Annotated in this window: 18 protein-coding genes, 2 pseudogenes and 1 riboswitch; of the genes and pseudogenes, 5 read left to right on the top strand and 15 right to left on the bottom strand. The window is 39.6% G+C overall.

Going from position 1 to position 22,125, the window contains the following annotated elements:
• Window positions 1-70: 70 nt before the first annotated feature.
• The 6 genes and pseudogenes from ASF86_RS20190 to ASF86_RS02410 form a co-directional block, all read right to left on the bottom strand.
• Entirely contained in the window at window positions 71-1,225 is a 1,155-nt protein-coding gene (locus tag ASF86_RS20190) for a hypothetical protein (RefSeq protein ID WP_056479087.1), read from the bottom strand.
• Window positions 1,226-1,333: 108 nt separating this feature from the next.
• A complete protein-coding gene (locus tag ASF86_RS02425) occupies window positions 1,334-2,476 on the bottom strand; it encodes a hypothetical protein (protein ID WP_227508772.1) in 1,143 nt (380 codons plus the stop codon).
• 449 nt (window positions 2,477-2,925) lie between these two features.
• Window positions 2,926-3,972: pseudogene (locus tag ASF86_RS02420) on the bottom strand (hypothetical protein); the annotation flags it as partial.
• A 6-nt stretch (window positions 3,973-3,978) separates the two neighbouring features.
• Window positions 3,979-4,983 (bottom strand): annotated as a pseudogene (locus ASF86_RS19940) (DUF2345 domain-containing protein); the annotation flags it as partial.
• Window position 4,984: 1 nt separating this feature from the next.
• Window positions 4,985-6,918 (bottom strand): type VI secretion system Vgr family protein (locus tag ASF86_RS02415; protein WP_227508770.1); only part of this gene is annotated, 1,934 nt, incomplete at its 3' end.
• Between the two features lie 103 nt (window positions 6,919-7,021).
• Entirely contained in the window at window positions 7,022-7,918 is an 897-nt protein-coding gene (locus ASF86_RS02410) for a LysR family transcriptional regulator (RefSeq protein WP_056479081.1), read from the bottom strand.
• A 98-nt stretch (window positions 7,919-8,016) separates the two neighbouring features.
• Between ASF86_RS02410 and ASF86_RS02405 the strand changes: the two genes are divergently transcribed.
• The 4 genes from ASF86_RS02405 to ASF86_RS02390 all read left to right on the top strand — a co-directional run bounded on the left by ASF86_RS02405 (window position 8,017) and on the right by ASF86_RS02390 (window position 11,672).
• Window positions 8,017-9,357 (top strand): MFS transporter, encoded by a 1,341-nt coding sequence (locus ASF86_RS02405; protein ID WP_056479078.1) that lies wholly within the window; start codon window positions 8,017-8,019, stop codon window positions 9,355-9,357.
• Complete coding sequence (locus ASF86_RS02400; protein ID WP_056479075.1) at window positions 9,350-9,751, top strand: hypothetical protein; 402 nt, start codon at window positions 9,350-9,352, stop codon at window positions 9,749-9,751. The genes ASF86_RS02405 and ASF86_RS02400 overlap by 8 nt, the downstream gene beginning before the upstream one ends.
• A gap of 95 nt (window positions 9,752-9,846) precedes the next feature.
• A complete protein-coding gene (locus ASF86_RS02395; protein WP_056479072.1) occupies window positions 9,847-10,791 on the top strand; it encodes an ABC transporter permease in 945 nt (314 codons plus the stop codon).
• Window positions 10,791-11,672: an ABC transporter ATP-binding protein gene (locus ASF86_RS02390; RefSeq protein WP_056479069.1), complete on the top strand. Its 882-nt coding sequence runs from the start codon at window positions 10,791-10,793 to the stop codon at window positions 11,670-11,672. The genes ASF86_RS02395 and ASF86_RS02390 overlap by 1 nt, the downstream gene beginning before the upstream one ends.
• A gap of 51 nt (window positions 11,673-11,723) precedes the next feature.
• On the opposite strand, the gene ASF86_RS02385 is transcribed toward ASF86_RS02390, so the two are convergent.
• The 6 genes from ASF86_RS02385 to ASF86_RS02365 all read right to left on the bottom strand — a co-directional run bounded on the left by ASF86_RS02385 (window position 11,724) and on the right by ASF86_RS02365 (window position 16,283).
• Window positions 11,724-12,746, bottom strand: coding sequence for an ABC transporter substrate-binding protein (locus ASF86_RS02385; RefSeq protein ID WP_056479066.1), 1,023 nt, complete (start codon window positions 12,744-12,746; stop codon window positions 11,724-11,726).
• Window positions 12,743-14,554, bottom strand: a complete 1,812-nt coding sequence (atzF, locus tag ASF86_RS02380) for an allophanate hydrolase (protein WP_056479063.1) — start codon at window positions 14,552-14,554, stop codon at window positions 12,743-12,745. The genes ASF86_RS02385 and atzF overlap by 4 nt, the downstream gene beginning before the upstream one ends.
• Before the next feature lie 12 nt (window positions 14,555-14,566).
• Complete coding sequence (locus ASF86_RS02375; RefSeq protein ID WP_001118705.1) at window positions 14,567-15,001, bottom strand: CopG family ribbon-helix-helix protein; 435 nt, start codon at window positions 14,999-15,001, stop codon at window positions 14,567-14,569.
• Window positions 15,002-15,005: 4 nt separating this feature from the next.
• A complete protein-coding gene (locus ASF86_RS18950; RefSeq protein ID WP_005047797.1) occupies window positions 15,006-15,131 on the bottom strand; it encodes a hypothetical protein in 126 nt (41 codons plus the stop codon).
• 171 nt (window positions 15,132-15,302) lie between these two features.
• Complete coding sequence (locus ASF86_RS02370) at window positions 15,303-15,842, bottom strand: hypothetical protein (protein WP_056479060.1); 540 nt, start codon at window positions 15,840-15,842, stop codon at window positions 15,303-15,305.
• Between the two features lie 87 nt (window positions 15,843-15,929).
• Window positions 15,930-16,283, bottom strand: a complete 354-nt coding sequence (locus ASF86_RS02365; protein WP_056479058.1) for a winged helix-turn-helix transcriptional regulator — start codon at window positions 16,281-16,283, stop codon at window positions 15,930-15,932.
• 92 nt (window positions 16,284-16,375) lie between these two features.
• On the opposite strand from ASF86_RS02365, the gene ASF86_RS02360 reads away from it, so the two are divergent.
• On the top strand, window positions 16,376-16,912 hold the full coding sequence (locus ASF86_RS02360) for an NAD(P)H-dependent oxidoreductase (protein WP_056479055.1): 537 nt from the start codon (window positions 16,376-16,378) through the stop codon (window positions 16,910-16,912).
• A gap of 39 nt (window positions 16,913-16,951) precedes the next feature.
• Here the strand turns inward: ASF86_RS02360 and uca are convergent, their stop codons facing one another.
• Genes uca through ASF86_RS02345 form a run of 3 tightly spaced genes read right to left on the bottom strand, consistent with a single transcriptional unit; the run spans window position 16,952 to window position 21,969 of the window.
• Window positions 16,952-20,557: an urea carboxylase gene (gene uca, locus ASF86_RS02355; RefSeq protein WP_056479052.1), complete on the bottom strand. Its 3,606-nt coding sequence runs from the start codon at window positions 20,555-20,557 to the stop codon at window positions 16,952-16,954.
• Window positions 20,558-20,559: 2 nt separating this feature from the next.
• A complete protein-coding gene (locus ASF86_RS02350; protein WP_056479049.1) occupies window positions 20,560-21,213 on the bottom strand; it encodes an urea amidolyase associated protein UAAP2 in 654 nt (217 codons plus the stop codon).
• 15 nt (window positions 21,214-21,228) lie between these two features.
• Window positions 21,229-21,969, bottom strand: coding sequence for an urea amidolyase associated protein UAAP1 (locus tag ASF86_RS02345; RefSeq protein ID WP_056479046.1), 741 nt, complete (start codon window positions 21,967-21,969; stop codon window positions 21,229-21,231).
• 28 nt (window positions 21,970-21,997) lie between these two features.
• Window positions 21,998-22,093, bottom strand: a riboswitch (guanidine-I (ykkC/yxkD leader).
• Between the last annotated feature and the right edge of the window lie 32 nt (window positions 22,094-22,125).

Here is a 22,125-nt window from a genome sequence, read left to right as displayed (position 1 = left end):
CTTAGAAATATTCTCTCACATAAAAAAGCCTATCAATTGGATAGGCCTCATACATAAAGGATTAAAAATGTTATTGATTTTCCATATCTAAATACCAAATAATCTCTCCCCAAGAATTATCTTTTATTTCAGGCATGATTTCACCTTTGGTAAAGTATCTCTTCTGCATATTATTAGCTGGGCTATACCAATCTCCAGAGTATGGACAAACATCTCCAGCCTCACACTTTAATAGTTGTCTATCTAACTCATCATTATCAGGATGGCTAATTATCTCCCAAACATTTCCGTCATAACGTATAAGTTTTTTATATGTTAGCACCCAAAGTATATTTTCTTTAACTTCAACTGATATTACTCCTTGAACTGCTTCTAACTCTGAGACTATGGAGTATTTTCCCTCATCATACAGATAAAGTCCTTGTTCAGAAGCTATATAAATTTTATTATTATAAAAAGCAGCATTATAAAATGTAGAATTAATACTTATATCTTTTAAATTCTTAAATCCATTATCAATATTACCTCTTAAAAGTGTTCCATATTGACCCAGAACTAGAATGTTTTTTCCATCAGGACAAGGAACTATTGCATACAGTGCAGATGGCGTTATACGATTAACTTCGAGCCATTTTAAGCCATTAAAAAATGCAATAAAGCCTTCATCATTTTGTGTTCCACATACATAAACATTATTATTATCAAAACCATTTATATCATAAAGATTTTTTTTGAAAGTTAAATCTTGATCATTATTTAGAAAAAAATCATCATTTTTAGGAATTTCTAAAGGTTTCTCTTCTAAGTTGTTGGCGATACTTTTCCAGTTTTCATCTTCATAAATATAGATTTTTGCACCATCTCCACAAGCATAAATCCTATCTTGAATTACACGTAAACGATTAAATTGTCCATATATAAACTGCTCATTAGTAACAGGACATATTTGTTGGTACTCTTCACCAGCCTGCTGAAAAATCTCTACATTTCCCTCTTTATCAAGCGAGATTAGAGATCTATTATTTAATAAATTCGTGTAAGCCACTGAAATAACTTTCCAGCCATCTAAATCATGACTAGACCAATTTGTATCTGATTGATGACGATAAATAAATACTCTGCTAAAAGTATCCCATGAATCTAATTCGTCAATACTAGCAGAAAGGTAATAGTTGTTATTACTAATAGCACATCCAGCAGTAAAGGTAATTGGTGTTTTTTTCATATTCCAATAACTTCACTTATTTTCAAGTTTTCATTCATATCTTTAGAAAATACAAAATAGGATAAAGAAAAATCTTGTGCTTTATAAAATGCCCTTGTGGGCATTCAATTAATTCTCACCATCCCAAGACCAATACACTTCCCCCCAATCAGTTACTAATTGAGGGAAAGCATCGCCTTGTTTAAAATAAGCTCTCGAATTAGGTTTCGCAACTGTATACCAATATCCAGTTTTAGGACATTTTTCATTTGCACTCACAGTTAAAGGTATTTTTTGAGATTCTTTATTATCTGGATGATCAAAAATTTTCCAAGAATTTCCATCATATCTACCTATAAGTTTATTAGTAAAAATCCATAATGTATTTTCAGTAGAATCTACTTTAAAAACAAGATTATTATCTATGTCCTCATGAATATTCACTTTAGTAATTTCATTTTCATAAAATTTATATAAACCGCATGCCGAACCTATATAAAGAATATCATTAAATTCAGTTAAAGAATAAAAATCATCTTTTATACTTAAGTTTGTTTTCCGATTAAGAGTAGCATCCTGATTAATTTCTATTAAATTTCCATATGTTCCACATACGATTAATTTTCCATCTTTTTTCGGAATAATTGAATATAATGTAGCAGGTGTAACTTTTTTCAATACATTCCATCGCTTACCATCATAATTAGCAATTAATCCATTATCTCCGATACGACCTACACAGAAATAATTACCACTTATTTCACATATATCTATAACAGAAATATCACCCTCATTTTCAAGAGATTCAAAATCTAGTATTTGATTGTTACTCGTTTTTAAACTATTTGATAAGTCAAGCCAGTTAAATTCGTTAATATAAACTTGACCATCATAGCCACAAGCAAATAACTTATTATTTTGAAATTTTATTGTGGAGAGATAACCACGATCTTTACTCCATTCTTGATTTAAACCAGCTCCATCTATATTTTTAAAATGACTAACTTCACCATCAAACTCTTCAATTTCACCTTCATCACTTAATGCTATTAACTTTTTATTATTTTCAACATTATAAAAACATACATCAACTACAATAAAATTAACATCATGATAATACCATCCCTCTCCATTCTCTTCAGTATAATCGTACATAAACAATCGACTAAACTGCTGATTGTCATCAAAGTTATCCAGTGAGCTTGCTACATACACCATATCATCTGAGATAGCGCATGCTGCATTAAAAGTTACAGATGATATTTGTGTCATAGTTTTTTTCCACCTTGTTTTGTATTGGTAGCAGGTTTAAAAATATTTGCGTCTATAGACATTTTTCCAGTTGGATCAGCTGTAACCTTAAAATCAGGCCCCATACCATACCCTGCATGATAAGCTCTTAATTCTGCTAAAAGTATAGCTTTATTACATTTCAATACTTTTGAAACTGAAAATGCCCCTATTAATTCAAGCTTTTCCAATGTTGTCACACCTTTAGGGTTTGATACTTTTCCTAAAACTCTTTCTTTTTTATCATAATAGGAATGAATTTGTCCGTGCTGAAGCTGTCTCCCTTTTCCTGTTACACATACAACTAAACCTTGTCCTTCTGTAATTGCACCAGGAATTCGATTACTAGTATCTGTTCTTAGCCCTAATCTGAATGCTCTATCTGGTACCACATGATGACCTGTTTTACCTTGTGGTTTACATGTATCAGGTTTATAAGGTCTTAAAGTACAAGGATTATTTATATCTTTATCTTTTGATTTCTCTTTTTCAGGCACCTCTTTCTTTTGACGATGATTGGTTTCTGTTTTTTTACCAGAGTGAACATTCGCTTCATAACGTCCTGTAGGTACATTCTTACCTCCCCCGCCTGCATGTGCCATTGCTAATTGTTGTTGAGGTAATAAATGGCCAATCGCCTTATCCACTTCATCACACAACTGATCAATATACTTTTTGATGGTATTTAAAACATGGTTTAAAGTTGCCTGAAATTTTGCTAAGGCAGCTTTCAATGCGCCATTAAATTTTTTCAAACACTGATTAATTACCAATAGGATTCGGTTAATATTATTTTTTAAAGCATTAAAACCTTGTGTTGCTATACCTTTCCAAGGTCGAGATCTTAACCATGCCTCAGGTGCCTTACCCCATGGGCATTTGACTTTGAGCTTTGTTAAAGCCTCTTCAAAATATTCCATGACCTTAAATAACTTTACCTTACTGACATCTTTTGCCCGACTTGATTTCACAACAGTTTTGATTGCTGAACCAATTTCAGGAATGATACCCACACTTGTCAGAGCAAGTGCCATATAATTATCTTTCGTTCGATCTTTTTCATCCGACAATGTAATAAGGTTAGCAATAACATCACGAACATCACACACCTGATCTGCAACAGGTATAAGGCTAATCAATCCACCAACAATAATCTGAGACATGGAAGGGTCTTTATTAAAGTCACCTTTGAGCATTCCCCACAACCAGCTCCCTTGATCAGCAATTACTTTACTTGTGTTATAGCTACTTACCGCCTCATTGTAGTGAGCTTGTCCACTGTAAAATAATATCTTTTCCCACCATGATAAATTAGGGTCAGGTTTACTTGTATCGTAGTCCATATAACCTTTATACATAGCTGGATTATCATTGAGATACTTTGCTAATTTTTCAGCACCATACCAAAACTGCTGTTGTATTTCAGTAGGTCGTTCTGCGATCTTTGACCAGAATTGTTGATTTTGAGGATTTGGCATAATTCTTTATTCCTCTTTTCCAGTCTTTGTACTACTTCCAGATTGAATAAACCAGTCATCTACCTCTAAAACTGGAAATTCATCTTTACTTTGGTCTTCCCCATATTGAATTTTGGCTCGTCCAGCAGGTACCCCACTCACGATAGCTTTACCAGAAGCATCTAATTTTCCTTTACGGATAGAACCATCAGATAATAGCACCTCATAATCAGCACCTTTAACAGGTGTTCCATCACTATGTAAATACTCTAATAATAAGTCATCGGTTTTTGTTTCTAGTGCTGGTAAAGGAGGTAAAACATAATTTGCCTTTGCCCCCCCCATAAACAAATGCTGCCCAGCCTTCACCTCAAACTTGCCGCCAGTGACAGGGAAAATTCCCGAGCCATTAATCTTGAGTTGAGATCCACCCGCCGTGATAACAATTTCTTTAGAAGCACTAATTTCAATTTTGTCTTCTGTAGAAATAATCTGAACTGCTTTACGGGCAATTAAATCGGCCCCATCACCTTGCGCCTGTATTTCGACTTTACCTTTACCTGCATATAATCTCGCCCCCTCTTGGGCCGCAAAAAGGCTGATCTTGTTTTGGGCATGGGCAATCAGGTTTTTTTGAGTAGACAGATTAATGCAGTCTCCAGCCGTTTGGCTTAACTGAGCATCTGCGCTTAAGTGAATGTCTTCATTACTGGCTATGGCAATACTGTTAGGTGCGGTTAATATCATCAAGGCTTGCTTAAAAGCGGCAGCTTTGTCTTGATCTTTTTCTTCAATTTGTTCTATGAACGTTTTTAAGTTCTCAAGCACTTCCAATGGATCAGTTTGTTGATTTTTAGCAACTTCACTGAGAGCCTTGGCATTGTTAAGACCGCCTTCGATTTGTTGTTTGGCCTCATTTGCATCTAGGTGTACACCTTGGGCTTGATCCTGCTTGTGGGTACTAATGAGTAAGCCACTTCCAGCTCTGACTGCGCCCCATTGATCTGTTCTGAGCTCGAAGCCTTCACCACGNTGGGCTTGATCCTGCTTGTGGGTACTAATGAGTAAGCCACTTCCAGCTCTGACTGCGCCCCATTGATCTGTTCTGAGCTCGAAGCCTTCACCACGACCATCACTTTCCGCCTTGTCTTTTGGATGGCTTAAGTTACCCAAGTTGAGTTGGCTTGCCGCATGGCTGCTTTGTAGTTGGGCACTGATTTGCCCTGTGGTGTCATCAAAACGTAGCTGGTTAAAGCCTTTGCCATCGACTTCTTCTGAGCGAATGCCGCTGAGTTTTTTGGTATCAGGTAACTGGCCTTTCTGGTCAAACTGGGTTGGGCGCCGTTCAGCTTCGTGAATGCGTCCCACCACAAATGGACGGTCAATGTTACCGTCAAAGAAATCGATCACCACAATCTCACCAACACGTGGCAAGAAGCGTGCGCCATAACCCGCGCCTGCCCACGGGGTGAGCACATCTACCCAAGCGGAGTCGGTATCATTGTCGTTACTTCCTGCTCCACCATCATGACTATGGTCGTCAGTTCGAGTAAACAAGAAACGGACTTTAATACGCCCCCACTGGTCGACATGGATGCTTTCGCCCTCTAACCCAACCACTCTAGCGCGCTGCGGGTAAGCGGCTGGTCGATGTTCTAGCGGGTGATATTCAGGCACAGCTTTAATGTTGCGTCGAACCACGTTCAGCTCAGCAAAGTGGCGCTGCTCAGGATTTTGGCTGTCGCGTTGGGCTGCCTTGAGCTTGTCTTTTGGTAATAGACGCTCGAGTTGCTGTTGTAATTCTTTCGGTAAATTATTCTGGTTATAGTAGTGCTTACTTAAAATTAAGAACTCTTTATCAGCACTGTCGTGGCGGTCAAGTTCAGGGTGATCGTTCAGTTCAAACCAGTAACCCACCTGCGCATCACGGACATTCCCTGACACTGTAAATTGTTTAGAGCTCAGGTGATGGTAAGCATTGATGTTCTGATTGAACTGTTCAATCTGACTATTGCCTGAAGCGGTGGCTTGGTCTTCGCCTTTTAGGTCCTGCATCCAAGCGGGGCTAACGTGCCATGCGTCTTCAAGGTTTAAGCTCGCATTGTCATAGTGTTCACTGTGCTGTTGCGTGCCTTGTACGCTGCCACTACCTTCTTCTTGTTGTAGGACATCGGCTTGCCAGCGTTGCACATGAACCGAGGTTGGCTGTAAGCGGCGCTCAGCTTTGACTTGGGTAATGGTATCGAACTGCTCTGTGGCACTACTGCGTTGGTAGCGTAGGCTACGGCGTTCAAGCGCCTGATAATTTTGGTTATCGTCAATTAAACGCAGTACTTGTGGCTGAATAGAAGCACTTGGATCAGCGACTAAAAGCTGCGATTCATCAACCAACCAGTTAATGCCTTCAATACGCCACAAACGGGTTAAAAAGTCATAATCGCTTTCGTTCGATTGCATCACAAATGGACGCACATCGTAGTCTTTCGTTAAACTTGCTGTATCGAGCGTTAGGCTTACGGCAAATAACGGGCTTTTGCCCTGCCATTCTTTAAATAGAATTTCGCTAATATCTCGCACGCTTTTATTCATAAACACGCGGCTATTACGACGTTTATGCCAAAGTGCAGTTGGGTCTTTTAAGGTGAGGTTATAAATAGTAAGTGAGCCGTCGCTTTGCCCTTGGCTCGCTTCGGTAATAATGCCTGTCGTTCTAAAAAACTGGCCTGTGTCTGTCACCTGATCTACGGCAACCTGACAGCCAATAAATTGTTTTAATGCAATATGTGCGTTCGTCGACAGACACAGTAACTCAGCAACGCTGCCCTGATTGAGCGTATGTTCGCCTTCAATGCGTTGCAAGAAGACTTGATTGTTTAATGATGGGTTGGAAAATTGCACATGAAGTACACGATTCTGTGCAACCAAACCTAAACTATCTAAAATTTGAAATATTTTATTGGACATCATTATTATAAAACTGAGTCATAATCAGCGCTATTTTATAAAAAATAGACAGAATTGTCTATTTATATAAAATAGCTTATCGTCCATAACTTACATACTTTTTAGTTTATCTAAAAGAAAGACGAGCTACTAAAAAATCTATAAATGCCCGAGTTTTGGCTGGTAAATTAGAAGTACTAGGGTAAAGTAATTGAATATTTTGTAACGGTAACGAGAAATCAGGAAATAACCGAATTAAGCGGTTTTGTTGAATATCTTCATCAACTAACCATGCTGGGCAAATCGCAATACCTAAGGATGACAGCGCCATTTGATGAATTGCTGTTACCGAATTTGATTCATACTGACTTCGAATAAAAGGTAATGAATATTGCTCGCCTAAACTATTTTGTAAAATATATTGTGAATCTTGCCAATTTAATAAGGTGTGTCCAATCCACGGAATATCTGCCAAATCGGATATATTTTCTACAGAATGGTCTTTTATAAACTGCGGAGTAGCCACAAGATAAATTGGATATTCTCCGATCTTTCGAGTTTTTAGAGATGAGCTTTTTAAATTTCCTAGCCGTATAACAAGATCTAATTTTTCAGTGACTAAATCATCAAGCGATGAATTAAATGAATACTGTAGTCGTAAATGTGGGTAAAGCCGACAAAACTCAGGAAGTAAAGGCAGAATAAAGCGTTGACCAAATTCATTGGTTGATGAAAAACGTAAAGTGCCTGTAATGCTCGTACCTAAATGTTGGCTTCGCTCAAAAGCCTCATCAATCTGAAGCTGGATTTGTTTAAAATCTTGATAAAAATGCTGACCTATTTCAGTTAATGCAATATTACGGGTGTTTCGAATTAAGAGACTTGTATTTAACTGCTTTTCTAATTGTTTTATATCAATGCTGACCATTGATCGGCTCAGTCCCAAAATTTCGGCAGCCTTAGTGAAAGATCCAGAATCGACAACTTGTAAAAAACTGGTAATTTGCTTGAGATTTTTTTGCACAATTCAGCCGATTGTTTGAAATTATTAAACAATGATTTTACTTCGGCTGCATCGACAATAAAAGAGCTGAATCTTACCCTGCCTGCACGGAGGTAGGTATGCCTTATCGATATAAAATAGCAACGGTGTTTTTACTTGGGTTCTTTATTGATTGCATTAACATTTTTATGTCAGCAATTGCTTTACCTAATATTGCATCATCATTTTCAGTCAGCCAATCCATGGTCGCTTGGGTAACAAATGCTTATATTCTCGGCCTGATTTTAATCATGCCCATGAGTTTATGGTTAGCCACCAAGTTAGGAAACCAAAAGTTATTATGTTATTCAATGCTGTTATTTTCTATAAGCATTTGCTTTATTGGCTTTAGTGAATCGATTTATAGCTTAATTTTTTGGCGTTTTATTCAAGGTATCGCTGGAGGTTTATTAATTCCAGTCGGCCAAGCTCTCGTATATGCCTTATTCCCCAATCAAGAGCGCCAACGCATTTCTACAATGATTATGGCAATTGCCTTAATTGCGCCCGCATTTTCACCCGCCCTTGGTGGTGTAATTATTGATTCATTGAATTGGCGATGGGTATTCTTATCTAACCTCCCATTTTCTTTACTTGCATCATTTCTAGCGTGGCTATGGGTAAAAAAAACAGAGAATATGTCGAGTGAAAAACCAGACATAAAAGGCTTGGTTATTTTTAATATAAGCCTGTTATGTTTGTTACTCTCATTTTCATTCTATGGGGATTATCACAATCTCACGTTGGCTATAAGCAGTTTTCTAATTTCGGTGGGAATGCTTATTTTTTACATTCAACATTCGAAAAAAATCTCTCATCCCATTCTTAATCTCCAGTTATTAAAAAATAAAAATTTACGTAATGCATTTATTATTTATTACGCTGTTCCCGGTATTTTTACAGGTGTTAATTTACTCAATATTTTTAATTTACAGGTTAACCTTGGCTTTAATGCAAAACAAACTGGCTCATTTATGTTGCTCTATGCAGCAGGTGCACTGGTGGCAATGATCAGCGGTGGCCTGCTCTATCAAAAAATAGGAAAAAAATATTTACTTATTATTGGCATTATCCTTCATAGCCTTGGTATCTTTTTCTTATTTTTTATTTCGAACACTAGCCCCATAAGCTTTTTAGTATTCGCCTATTTAGTGATGGGTATGGGAGGTGGCTTAAGCGCCAATATTGCCCAAATTAGTTCGTTAATTGATTTCAAGGGTCAAGATTTACTACAAGGCAGTGTGCTCTGGAACATCAATCGACAAGTTTCATTTAGTGTCGGTACTGTTGTTCTCATTTCGATATATAACTTGATGTCTGGCTCAAGCGATCTGCTTCGTTATCAACATACATTTCTTATTGCAGCAGTCCTCTGCTTACTTTCCATCATTCCCATTTTAAAGGAGAAAACCCATGTCTAATCAAATGGATCAGGCTATTCAAAGTGTCATTGACCTACATGTTTTAATAGAAAATGTATTTACAGGAAAAAATGCAGAGCAAAGTCTGAGTCCGCTTTTAGATAGCTTTGATCAAAATTTTAAGATGGTAACAGTTCAAGGTCACAGCATTGGTTTCGCCGAAGTGCATAGTTTATTTAGCCAAAATATCGGGAACAAACCTTCTTTAAAAATCGACATTATTAAGAGTACAGCTTTATACGAATTTGAAAATTATTGTTGGGTGCAATATCAGGAACATCAGCAAACGAGTGAAACCGAGACAGTACGTACGTCCACTGCCTGCATTAAAGTAGAAGGCGAAAAATGTTATTGGGTTTATTTGCATGAAACTTTAGTTCCCTCATCTTATTAACTCATCTAGAGCACCTTAAAGATGGCACTTATTTTGCTTAACAATATTACGTTTTATGAAAATCGTAATACTGATCAAAATGGGGAGCTCTCGATATGGGTTATGTTGCAAAGGAATTTACGCGAAAGAACAAGCTGATTCTCAGTATTTGTTCTTTCGTGATTCCAATATGTCTTTGGTGCGCAATCAGTTACTTACCTTTTGTTTGGCATCCTCAAGTACAAATCACGAGTTCGGGAAGTGTTTCTTACTTACAAGTAGGAAGTCGTGTTGATAAAAATGTGTTCTATCTCGAGGCACAAAATGCAGTCAATCGAAATTCTGCACCACCACAAGGTATTTTGGTCAATCCGATTTATTTACCCGCTCCTCATGAAGTCGCTCAAGCTTTGGTGACTGCATTTACTACGCCACCCGAACAACCCGACTCACCTTGGTTTCATCAAAGTTTATGGCACAGTATTAAACTGGTATTTTCAGCTTTTTTCATATCTTCATTAATCGGGATTCCACTAGGTATTTTGTGTGGTTTTTCTAAGCGCATTTCACTGTTAACAGAGCCTTTTGTCGAGTTTTTCCGTTACTTACCTGCTCCTGCCTTTGGCGCACTTGCAGTAGCAATTTTAGGTATTAATGATGCGCCTAAAATCGCAATTATTGTGATTGGTACGCTTTTTCAACAAATTCTCATTATTGCCAATACCACCCGAATGGTAGATCGAAGCTTAATTGAGGCCGGCTATACGCTTGGCACCAATAAGCTCAAAAGTTTATTCCATGTGGTGATTCCTGCTGCCTTACCTGATATTTACCGTGATTTACGTGTGCTATTGGGCTGGGCATGGACCTATTTAATTGTTTCAGAGTTGATTGGTACAACCTCTGGTATTACGTGGTTTATTACTCAACAGGCGCGCTATCAAAACTTTGACAATGTCTATGCGGCTATTTTGATTATTGGGGTGATTGGACTGGTCTGTGATTGGGTATTAATGAAATTAGGTGAGCGGATGTTCACTTGGAAAGTAGGAGCAAAGTAATGAATGATTCAACATTTAACGCGCATGAATACTTTCAAAAAATTTATGAACGTCCTGTTATTTTAGAAGCCAAACAACTGAGCCAAGTCTTTAAGCATGGTCACAGCGAACGCACTGTTTTAAATAAGCTCGATTTAAAAATTCACAAAAGAGAATTTATTTGTGTGATTGGTCCTTCTGGCTGCGGCAAATCGACACTAAGCCGTGTCATTGCGGGTTTAGACCCATACCATAGTGGAGAAGTTTTAGTAGACGGCGAATGCATTACAGGCCCATGTCCTGAACGCGGCATGGTGTTTCAGGGTTATACCCTTTTTCCATGGAAAACTGTAAAAGAAAACGTGATGTTTGGTCCGCAAATGCGCGGCGCTAGTCAAATGACAGCAGAGGCGCAAGCCCGCGAATGGATCAATATTATTGGTTTAGAAAAATATGAAAATCAGTATCCACATCAACTTTCTGGTGGCATGAAACAGCGGGTTGCAATTGCTAGAGCACTGGTTAATCAACCTAAAATTTTACTGATGGATGAACCTTTTGGTGCGCTCGACCCACATACTCGTCAAAAAATGCAAAAACACTTAATGGATTTATGGCAGAACATTGATATCACCATTATTTTTGTGACCCATGACATGGATGAAGCCATTTTACTGGCAGACCGAATTGTGGCTCTCAAAGCCAACCCAGGTGAAATTAAGGAAATTATTGAAGTTAATTTACCACGTCCACGCTCACTGGACTTAATGAGTACACCTGAGTTTAAACAGCTCCGCTCACGGGTTGATTATTTGGTACATGCTGAAGAAGATCAACTTGACCCAGCTTTGCAAGATTTACCAAAAATTCCGCGTATGACTCAAGTCAGTACAGACAAGTAAAAAAGACATTAAAAAGCCCAAGTTCAACTTGGGCTTTTTAATTTATTGGGCTTATTTGAGTTGTTCTATCAGTGTTGGATAAATCAGCCCATCTACATTTTGTTCTGTTTTATAAATGCCATTTTCAACGTTAAATTTATTGACGTGATAAGTAGAGCCATAAATCGAGTCAAAACCATCTGATTTAGCAAATACCTTTTTATTGGCATTGATATCTAATAGATGCGTCCCGCTGACCATCGACTCATATTGTTTCGGGTCAACCCCCGAACGGTTTGCCATGATTTTAACTGCATCGGCATGGGTTGCAGGGTCATTAATATATTTAACCGTTTTGTCCCACACCTGAATGATTTTTTTCCATTCTTCTTGATGCGCAGTTAAGTGGCTCATGTTGACGGTCAAAGTGTCATAAATTAAACCCGGCTTGTCTTTAGAGGTATAGATAATTTTAGAGCCTGCCACGGCTTTTAATGCTTGACCTGCAACAGGCTGCCAAACAGCAATCGCAGAAATATCTGGGCTATTAAACACTTGAGGTAATTGGTTCGTCGCTGAATTTACTAGCTTCACCTCATTCGCTTTAATGTTATGGTCGGTCAAAGCAGTTGCCAATAAAAGATGATCAACCAAGCCTTTTTCAACGCCGATTGATTTTCCTTTTAAGTCTTGAATGGTGTTAATGCCCTCTTTGGCAATAATGACATCATTACCCGCAGAATAATCTGTTGCCATGATCATCATGCCTTGAGTACCGCCCGAAGCGGTTACCAAGTTATCGCCATTGGTGACCAAAACGGCATCAAGCTGATTTGCTGAAAAGGCCGAAAGAGAAGCCGAATAATCAAACCATTTAAATTCTACATTTAACCCTGCTTCTTTTAACCAACCTTTTTCAATAGCCACCTGCCAAGCCACCCAGCCCGGCCAATCACTATAACCAATGGTAATTGGTTTTGTATTTGTGGCTGCCTGAGAGTCTTGTTTGGCCTCGGGCACTTTAGCCGTATTGTCACACCCACCCAATACAACTGCCGATAAAATAGATACGGATAAAAACGCTTTTTTAATCATATAGAAACTTCCCCAACATTTTTACTAACAATACTTTGAGCGGTTTGATTGAGTGACTGTATATAGGCTCTCCAGCCTCCAAAATGGCTAATATCGGTTGCATCTTGAATGGCATAAGCTTCGCAGATAAAGCCTTTGACCCATGTTCCATCTTTTAATTTAAGGTTGCCAATGCCAAGTGGCGCAGGCACTTCAGCCACAATCGCCCCAAAATTTGCTAATGGAACATCCCACACTTCAACTTCAATTGACGTCCCTGCTGCATCGCATTGCAGCCCCGGTTTTGGTGGTGTGGTATTTTTTAAGGCAAAGAGTTTATAAGTGTCTGCTGTCTGGGCTTTCTTGAGCAAAGTGGCATTGCGACTAGTGAGTTGAAGATTAAGTGGCATGCCTGTTAAGTGCGCTCCGACGACAGCAAGCTGCACTGAATGATTCGACTGGATCTCTATACTTTTTTGATAATGTTGGGTTGATTTACCCAAACTCAGCAGTGTTTCGGCTTGCCAGAGCTGCGCAAAATTTGCCAGTGCCTGATCGTGCCAAGCTGGTGCAATAAAGGTTACTCCACTTGGTAAACCATTCTCACGCAGTACATTTGGTAAGGCCAATGCTGAAAGATCTGCAAAATTTACAAAGTTGGTATAGGCCCCCATGTGCGCGTTTTTAGTCAACGGATCGGCTTCAACTTCGGCAATGGTATAAATGGTTGGTGCTGTTGGTACCATCAATGCATCAAAAGGCTGTAACGCCAAATTAATTTTTCGAGCCAGAACGGCGCGGTTATATTCCGCTTGAAGTGCATCTGTTGCTTTGAATTTATCTGCCTGCGCAATAATTTGAGCAATGACTGGATGAGCCTTTTCACGGCTTGCCATGCGTTCAACAGCGACTGTTCTTTCCGCTACCCATGCATCGTTATACAGTGCAGCAGCAAGCTCATTAAACACGCTGAAGTCAATACTCTCTACTTCATAACCCAGTTTTTTAATGCGCTCAATTGCAATTAAAAAGGCTTTTTCAGATTCAAGATCACCATAAAACTCAAGCTGAGCTGGAATAGCAATTTTTCGTTTAGAAAACTGAGTTGGCACATTGGCTGGATGTGCTCGTGAATATTCATCTGTTTCATCATAGCCCTGCATTAAACTGGCAACGGTCCAAGCATCATCAATATGCAGCGCAAAAATAGAAATGACATCAATAGTCCGACATGCAGGAATTAAACCTGTAGTAGAAAACCAGCCCTTTGTCGGTTTTAGGCCCACAATATTGTTATGGCCCGCAGGTACACGGCCTGACCCTGCCGTATCAGTCCCCAAACTAAAAGGCACAATACCGTTAGCCACTACTACAGAAGAACCAGAACTTGAACCGCCGCTGATATATTCAGGGTTAAAACTATTTTTTACTGCACCATAAGGAGAGCGAACGCCAACCAGTCCAGTCGCAAACTGATCTAAGTTGGTTTTGCCCACCACAATCGCACCTGCTTTTTTCAACTTGGCAACTACAGTGGCATCTTGCTTAGCTAAATATTGAACCTCTTTACAGGCAGCAGTCGTGTGAAAGCCAGCGACATCAATGTTGTCTTTAACTGCAAATGGCACACCGTATAGAGGTAGGTCAGCAATATTCTGGTCTTTTAAAACATCAATTTGCGATTGAATCTGCTCGTTCGATGCAATTTCAATCCATGCATGGTCATCATTTTTAATTTCTGCAACATAAGCAATCAGACTTTCAATATGGATTTTTCCAGTTTGATATGCTGTTTTCCAGTCTTGGATGGTCCATAAATTTTTCAACACGCTACTCCTCATTTAGTCATTTTGCTGTATAGGCGGCATGACGGCATCCATCAGTTCTAAATGCCCTTTGATCACCCCTTTCAGCACAATAAATTGCTGGCTAATCTGTCTAAGTTCAGAACTCGCACCCTGCATTAACATGACTTGCAATATCTTTTGTTGGTCGAGCTGAATATGAAGTGAACTAATCACCTGTGCTAAAAACTGTTGTTGTAAATCAACCAATTGATTGCGTAGGGTCATTTGGCTAGCGTCATAAAGCAGCGTCAAGGTGCCCACCATGACTTCATTGGCCTGTGCTTGCTCTGCAATCAGGTGTTTATTAATCATGTCGACAATGGCTTGCGAGCGACTTTCATAGTTCTGCTCAACAATTTTTTGGTCGAGTGCGTTGAGTGTCGTTTCAGGCACGGTAATACTGATTCGAGCTAACTTTTGTTTTGCCACTGTCTTATCCTTTCGTTTTAGTCGGATAATTGTTTTGTTTGATATATACGCCTGCACGAACGCTGAGTAATTCGACTAAAAAGGCTTTTAAAGTTTGCTTTGGTTGAACCACAGGTTTTACATCGTTCATTTCGCACCTCTAGCTTGGTATTACCAAATTCAGTTTTTGTATTACCAATAAGGGATGCAGAAAATGTGCCAGTTTTTAAACGTGGTTTTGATGGATTGGGCGGGTATTTATGAGTGATTTTTGGGCAAAAAAAAGCCCCATGCACAGAGATGGGGCTATCTCTTTTAATTCTTAATTATGTTTCAATAAATCATTCTGATTAAAAAGGAATCCATCTTTAGGAGCCTCTATCTTTATATTATTTATTAAACTTTTAAAATCATTAATCGCTTTTTTTGTATCATTACCTTCGCCTTCATATGTCACTAAGATAACTCCAGCATTGGTACCAGATGAAGCACTAATAAGAAAACGTTTATCAAAGTTGGTTGTAAAAACATTAGCTTGATAATTCATACCACTACTCAATGGAATATTAATATCCTCATTAACCAATGTTACCCCTTCCATTTTTAATAATCCCTGTTTAGGAATTTGTAGCGAAGCAACCAGATATTGCATACCCTCTTCTATACCTTTGGGATAATATATCGAAATTATAACTGCCTGTTTACTTGCTTGTTTTATTGCGACAAGCTCTCCATTTTGACCTTTGCTAATATCCCAGTGATCTTTTAAATTAACTACAATATTTTTATATTTTACTTCTTGAGCGTAAGTCGGAGTAAGTAAATAAAAAAACATAAATGTTAGTAATAAAATTCTTTTCATAATAATTCCTTTTTTATTCTTGAAGAATCATATTAAATATCATTTATAGAGTCGAATCTATTCAATAATTTAATTTTGTCTTTAATCTTATGTCTGATTAATCATCGTATGTGCCCATACCGATAAAGACTCTAAAACAGGCTTGAAAGTCTGGCCCAATTCGGTCATTTCATAAACCACCTTAATCGGTGCTTTTTCACCATAAACAGTTCTGGATATTAAGCTGCTTTGCTCTAGCTGTTTAAGTTGGAGGCTTAAAGTCATTTCTGTAATAGTTGGCATTAATTGATTGATTTCATTAAAGCGTTTTGGCCCATCTTTTAGATAATACAAAATAACGCCTTTCCATTTTCCACCCACCAAGTCCATCGCCATACTGATATGACATGGATAAGTTTTTCCATTCATGGTGATTTCACATTTATTTTCAGTATTTGCCATTTTTAACGCCACCTATCAACTTTGATAGTTATTGTACACCCATACTATAAAAATTATAGTGACTATGATTTTTATAGCTACAAGGCATTATTATGGCTTTACTTATTTTGGCTCATCCCTACTACGCTCAATCAATTGCAAATAAAGCAATTGTAGAGGAGCTTGTTAAAACCTATCCGGACCTCGAAGTACGAGATATTTTCCAGCTCTATCCAGACTACCAAATTGATGTAAGTGCTGAACAAGAAGCGTTGTTACGCCACGACACGATCATTCTGCAATATCCAATGTTCTGGTTTAATATGCCGGCAATTTTGAAATTATGGTTTGATGAAGTTTTTACTTATCAGTTTGCTTACGGCTCTCAGGGCGATAAATTAAAAGACAAAAAAGTCATTATTAGTATGACGGTCGGCCAAACAGAAGCCAACATGGTGAACGACCAAGAAAACTTAATCGATAGCTTTTTAAAAGCGGTTCAATATTCAATTCAATATACGCAAATGGAGCTAAGTGCAACTTACTTGCTTTATGACGTTTCGCCTTTATCTGGTAATCCAGAGTCGAAAATTAAATTAAAAGCGGTTGAACATGGTCATAAAGTATTAAAACATTTGACCGAAGCATAAAGTTTAAAGAGAGCATCAATATCGATGCTCTCTTTTGGTTTAAGCGACAGGTGCCAAGGTAAAGAGTACTTGTCCCGTTTTTACGGTTTGCCCTTTTTCAATGGTAATAGTTTCAACTTTCATGCGTTCAGGCGCAATAATCGGGATTTCAATTTTCATTGCCTCAATCACCGCAAGAGTTGCACCTTCTTCAACAATATCTCCCGATGCACATTCGATTTTCCAGATTGACCCCGGCATATGCGACTCAACTGCACAGCCTCCTTCAGGAATAACTACGGTTTCGCCTTCATCAACAGCATCTAGGCTTTCAGAGATATATTCTTGTAAACCTGCTTCATGCCAACGGCGTCGTTCAGCCTCAAAATTGGCTTGTTGCGTGTCTTTAAAGGCTTGAATGCTGTCTTGATGTGTTTTTAAAAACTCGTTGTATTCTTTTAAATTGAGCACGCCATGTTCAATGCGAAGTTGTAGACGGCCTGCCTTAAAGTCTTCACGCATTTGCAGAAGTTCTGTCTCAGAGACTTCATAAAACTTAACTTGGTCAAAAAAGCGCAGTAGCCACGGTTTGCCATCTTCGAAGTCGACATTTTTACGGTAACGGCTCCACATTTGGGTGGTACGGCCAACAAATTGATAGCCGCCCGGCCCTTCCATACCGTATACACACATATAGGCACCGCCGATACCTACGGCATTTTCAGGTGTCCAAGTTCGCGCAGGGTTATATTTTGTGGTGACTAAACGTTGGCGTGGGTCGAGTGGTGTCGCAACTGGCGCGCCTAAATACACATCGCCTAAACCCATCACTAAATAATTCGCACTGTAGACCACATCTTTAACCGCTTGCTTTGAAGCTAAACCATTAATACGGCGAATAAACTCGACGTTATCCGGGCACCACGGCGCATCTGGACGAACAATCTGTGTGTAGCGTTCGGTGGCAAGCTGAGTTTGCGAATCTTCCCAAGCTAAAGGCAAATAGACAGTCCGTGAAGGCACCTGCATATTTTGAATGTCGGGTAACTCGGCTTCTGCTTGTTGAAGTTTCTGTAAAAGTTCAAGTTGATCGAGCTGGATTGAATCAAAATGAATTTGTAGTGAACGGATACCCGGTGTTAGGTCAATAATGCCCTGAATGTTTTGATCTTTAACCCATTGCATAAGTGCATGAATACGGAAGCGTAAATTTAGATCGAGTACTAACTCACCATATTCCACCAACAAATAGCTATTTCCTGCTGGTCGATAGGTCACGCTTGGTAAGTCAGCTTCACCTTCTAAAGTTGTCAAAACTGCATCTTTTAAAGTGTCGGGTTCTGCTTGAATGGCTGGGTTAAAATCGATCTGAGTTGTATCAGCCGCGGTTAAGCTTTGATGATATTTTTGATCAAGTGCTTTTGCTTGCGCATAACTCACGGGTACAAATTTAACCTTATCGCCTGCTTTTAGCTGCCCGATTTTCCAAAGCTCGGAATGAATGACTACCGCAGGACAGACAAAGCCGCCTAAGCTCGGACCATCCGGCCCCAAAATAATTGGCATATCACCCGTAAAATCAATTGCCCCAATGGCATAAGCGTTATCGTGAATATTGGAGGGATGTAAGCCTGCCTCACCGCCGTCTTCACGTGCCCACTCAGGTTTTGGACCAATTAAGCGAATGCCTGTACGGCTTGAGTTATAGTGAATTTCAAACTCATTGGCAAAGAACGTATCAATATCTTGTTTGGTGAAAAAATCTGGCGCGCCATGTGGCCCATACATCACTGCAATTTCCCAGTTTTGGGTAAAGCTAGGAATTTGCGCTTGAGCTAAAGCCGTGGTCGATTGAGTGGAATATTCAGTAATCGGTAGCATATCGCCAATTAATAAATTACGTCCCGCATGCCCACCAAACTGCCCCAAAGTGAAAGTCGCCTGCGACCCTAAATAGTCAGGAACATCGAAACCATCTTTAATGCCAATATAGCTGCGGCAACCTGAACGAATGAGACCACATTTTAGAATCTGGCCTTTTTTCACATTGATTGTTTGCCACATCGGCACCTGTTCACCATCAAGTTTTGAAGGCATATCACCGCCCGTAATCACAATTTGGCTGTCACAGTGAAACTTTAAAGTTGGCCCTTGTAAGGTGCATTCAAGCCCTGCCGTATTTGGTTCATTGGCTAAAAGCTGGTTTGCCACAGTTAAACTGAGTGGATCGATAGCACCTGATGGCGGCACCCCGACATCCCAATAACCTAATCGACCTGTTACGTCTTGAATAGCGGTTTGAATACCAGACTGCAACACCTCAATTTTTTGAGTTTTCCATTCAAAAGTATTTAAAAATCGGGTGGTTTGAGTACCTAAAGCAAACACATCGCAAGCAATAATGTTTTGCAAATACTCCAAATTGGTTTCAATGCCAGCGACTTGCGTGTTTGCAAGACTAGCACTCATTGTCTGTATGGCTTGGTCCCGTGTTGCAGCAGTCACAATGATTTTGGCAATCATTGGGTCATAAAAAGACGACACCGTTGAACCTGTTTCTACCCATGTTTCGACTCGTGCTTGTGGGTCAAATTTAACATGCGTGAGTAAGCCCGCACTGGGTTGGAACTGTTTAATCGGGTCTTCGGCGTAAAGACGAACTTGAATCGAATGTCCTGTTGGTTCTAACGGTTCAGTCGGTGCTGACCAGTCACCACTTGCCAATGTCACCATCCACTCAACTAAATCGACACCAAACACTTGCTCGGTCACGCCGTGTTCGACTTGCAAACGCGTGTTGACCTCTAAGAAATAAAACTCTTGGGTTTCGGTGTCCATGACAAATTCAACTGTGCCTGCCGAACGGTAGTTCACCGACTGCATCAGTTGAATAGCAACTTTTTGAAGATAATCGCGTTGCTGTTCATTTAGGTGTGGCGCAGGTGTTTCTTCAATGACTTTCTGATTCCGGCGTTGTACCGAACAATCACGCTCACCCAACGCTAAAACTTGCCCTTGTCCATCACCAAAAATTTGCACTTCGATATGGCGTGCGTGTTGTACAAATTTTTCTAAATATAAACCTGCATCTTTAAAATTGACCTGAGCTAAATAAGACACGGTTTGATAAGCATCTTTTAACTCGGTTTCATTCCATACCAGACGCATGCCAATACCACCACCGCCCGCGGTACTTTTCAGCATGACTGGATAGCCAATACGGGCTGCCTCAAACAAAGCCTCGGCTTCATCGGCAAGTAGTGAGCTGCCCGGAAGTAGAGGTACATTACTTTTAATAGCAAGTTCACGTGCAGTATGTTTTAAACCAAAATCGAGCATTTGGCTTGAAGTTGGTCCAATAAAAGCAATTCCTTGGCTTTCACATAAATCACAAAACTCGGCATTTTCAGACAAAAAACCATAACCGGGATGGATGGCTTCTGCACCAGATTGTTTTGCTACCTCAAGGATTTTTTCAATATTTAAATAACTTTGATGCGCAGGCGCAGGACCAATCAAGAAAGCTTCATCGGCTAAAGTCACGTGTAATGAATCACGGTCGGCCTCAGAATAAACTGCAACCGAAGCGATCCCGAGTTTTTTAAGGGTGCGAATGACGCGACAAGCAATTGCACCACGGTTGGCAATTAGAATTTTTTTAAACATGCTTATACCCCTTCCGCTTCACGGACAACCAGTTGAATTTTGGTTGGGTTATAGGCGTTACATGGATTATTGAGCTGCGGACAATTGGAAATTAAAACAATTAAATCCATTTCTGCCCGAACTTCGACATATTTACCCGGGCCTGAAATTCCATCATCAAATTTAAGCTGACCGTCTGGCGTAACAGGCACATTCATAAAAAAGTTAATATTTGGGCCGATGTGACGGACATTTAACCCATGCTTTTTTGCAATGGGATGTTTTGCCAAGGCATACATAAAATTGTTCCGGCAACTATGCATAGGATAAGTTTCATGTGCATAGCGAACCGTATTACTTTCACATGAACAGGCACCGCCAATGGTGTCATGGCGACCGCAGTTATCATCATGAATAAGCGCAATTGGGCGGCCCAAGTTACTGTAGAGCTTTGTGCCCTTTTCTAAATAAATGTGTTGATTGATCGCCAAAGTATCCATTGCGCTATAACGTTCAGTTGGGTTTTCGGCACTCATAAACAATGTATCGACCGCTTGGTTTCCCTCAAGGTCAATAATTCGAAAATATTGGCCCTTTTTAACCTCGCACATCCACGCTTCACCCGCAGGACAAACCTCATTTAAAACTGCTTTTTCAAATGATTGTAAAACTGTCATGATGCTTCTCCTGATTTAAATATTGCTAAGCGCGTAGTAGCGGGCTGTGTTTTGAAACGCACGCTGATTTTGCGAACATGCATCACGACAAATATCGCTGTCTGTTAGTGAATTGGCTTTAAATAAACTGAGTTGAATATCGGCAGGTTGATAGCTTGGGCTGGGGTCTAAACCATGCGGCGCAGCAGATAAAAATAGCAAGCAGTCCATTTCAAAACGCAGCTCAATGGTTTGATCGGTGTTATCAGAACTGACATATGACAAAGCACCGCTTTCATCTGCCGCAACTTTAGAAAATAAATTAACAGCGGCACTGAGGTCTTGGCTGGCAAGTCCGTATTTGCACATTTCAATGAGTAAACTGTCTAAGCCGTTTTGGTACATATCATTGCGGGCATCTTGAAATGTACGCGTTCCAAATTGCTTTTCAATTTGTTCTGGTCGGCTTGGGCCACAGAGTGCATCGTTCCAGCCGTGATCGTCATGAACAATTGAAGCCATGACACGACCAAGGTCTGAATAGAGCACATTGGATGCTTTTAAATAGGCTGTGTGTTGCCCTTTTAAACTGTCAGGCATGTTAAAACGTTCAAGCACATCGGCAGCATTTACACAAAACAAAGAAACGTTTGCTTGCGCGCCAAGCGATGTAAATCTAAGAATAGTTCCCTTTTGAATACGGCCCGACCAGTGATGTCCTCCGGGTAAAAGTTCGGTCCAAATCGCCTGATTGTTATGATAATTTGCAGTGTTCATAGCTACTCCTGTCGGATAGTTTTAGACTTCCTCCCGGGCTTTTATCCCTCCGTGTAGTTCGCTAGGAACCGTGAACTCTCGGTCCAGTCATACATGAAGTATCGGAACCCTAGATCACTTTTGATTGTTTATAACTATGCAAAGGACATGCCAGCT

It is taken from the genome of Acinetobacter sp. Leaf130 (assembly GCF_001423205.1).
In the GTDB taxonomy this organism is placed as follows: Bacteria; Pseudomonadota; Gammaproteobacteria; order Pseudomonadales; family Moraxellaceae; genus Acinetobacter; species Acinetobacter calcoaceticus.
The sequence above is the reverse complement of the archived record's forward strand: the minus strand, read 5'-3'. Positions and strand labels throughout refer to the sequence as shown.

Excerpts from the sequence above, each read along its gene's own strand:
- ASF86_RS02385 (WP_056479066.1), bottom strand. The coding sequence starts at position 12,746 with ATGATTAAAAAAGCGTTTTTATCCGTATCTATTTTATCGGCAGTTGTA.
- ASF86_RS18950 (WP_005047797.1), bottom strand. The coding sequence starts at position 15,131 with ATGAACGATGTAAAACCTGTGGTTCAACCAAAGCAAACTTTAAAAGCC.
- ASF86_RS02395 (WP_056479072.1), top strand. The coding sequence starts at position 9,847 with ATGGGTTATGTTGCAAAGGAATTTACGCGAAAGAACAAGCTGATTCTC.
- ASF86_RS02345 (WP_056479046.1), bottom strand. The coding sequence starts at position 21,969 with ATGAACACTGCAAATTATCATAACAATCAGGCGATTTGGACCGAACTT.
- ASF86_RS02425 (WP_227508772.1), bottom strand. The coding sequence starts at position 2,476 with ATGACACAAATATCATCTGTAACTTTTAATGCAGCATGCGCTATCTCA.
- ASF86_RS02350 (WP_056479049.1), bottom strand. The coding sequence starts at position 21,213 with ATGACAGTTTTACAATCATTTGAAAAAGCAGTTTTAAATGAGGTTTGT.
- uca (WP_056479052.1), bottom strand. The coding sequence starts at position 20,557 with ATGTTTAAAAAAATTCTAATTGCCAACCGTGGTGCAATTGCTTGTCGC.
- ASF86_RS02360 (WP_056479055.1), top strand. The coding sequence starts at position 16,376 with ATGGCTTTACTTATTTTGGCTCATCCCTACTACGCTCAATCAATTGCA.
- ASF86_RS02370 (WP_056479060.1), bottom strand. The coding sequence starts at position 15,842 with ATGAAAAGAATTTTATTACTAACATTTATGTTTTTTTATTTACTTACT.
- ASF86_RS02405 (WP_056479078.1), top strand. The coding sequence starts at position 8,017 with ATGCCTTATCGATATAAAATAGCAACGGTGTTTTTACTTGGGTTCTTT.
- ASF86_RS02400 (WP_056479075.1), top strand. The coding sequence starts at position 9,350 with ATGTCTAATCAAATGGATCAGGCTATTCAAAGTGTCATTGACCTACAT.
- ASF86_RS02365 (WP_056479058.1), bottom strand. The coding sequence starts at position 16,283 with ATGGCAAATACTGAAAATAAATGTGAAATCACCATGAATGGAAAAACT.
- ASF86_RS20190 (WP_056479087.1), bottom strand. The coding sequence starts at position 1,225 with ATGAAAAAAACACCAATTACCTTTACTGCTGGATGTGCTATTAGTAAT.
- ASF86_RS02390 (WP_056479069.1), top strand. The coding sequence starts at position 10,791 with ATGAATGATTCAACATTTAACGCGCATGAATACTTTCAAAAAATTTAT.